The 276-nt window shown below is 72.5% G+C and carries 1 protein-coding gene; it reads left to right on the forward strand.

What is annotated here, in order from left to right; translation table 11 throughout:
* On the forward strand, positions 1-273 hold a 273-nt coding region (locus ACLJNW_RS24825; protein ID WP_410961304.1), incomplete at its 5' end, for a hypothetical protein.
* Positions 274-276: the final 3 nt, after the last annotated feature.

A 276-nucleotide genomic window follows, 5' to 3' on the forward strand; every position in this document is an offset into this window, starting at 1 on the left:
GGCGAGGCCCGCGAGCAGGCAGTGCGCGAGGCGTCCCAGACCGAGATCGCCAAGCTGGCCGAGCGCCAGGCGCAGGAGATCGTCGAGGAAGCCCGCCGCCAGGCGCGCGAGACGCGCCTCGAGATGGAGGACTGGGCCGACTCCATCCTCTCGACGCTCGAGGTCAACCTCGACAAGTTCCTCGGCGCCGTGCGCCGGGGCCGCGAGCGCCTGCACGAGCGCTCCCAGGAGACGGTCGTCGCCGACCTGGCCGACGACCAAACAGCCGTGTAGCGG

This window comes from Salmonella sp. SAL4457, from assembly GCF_046548235.1.
Classification (GTDB): domain Bacteria; phylum Pseudomonadota; class Gammaproteobacteria; order Enterobacterales; family Enterobacteriaceae; genus Salmonella; species Salmonella enterica.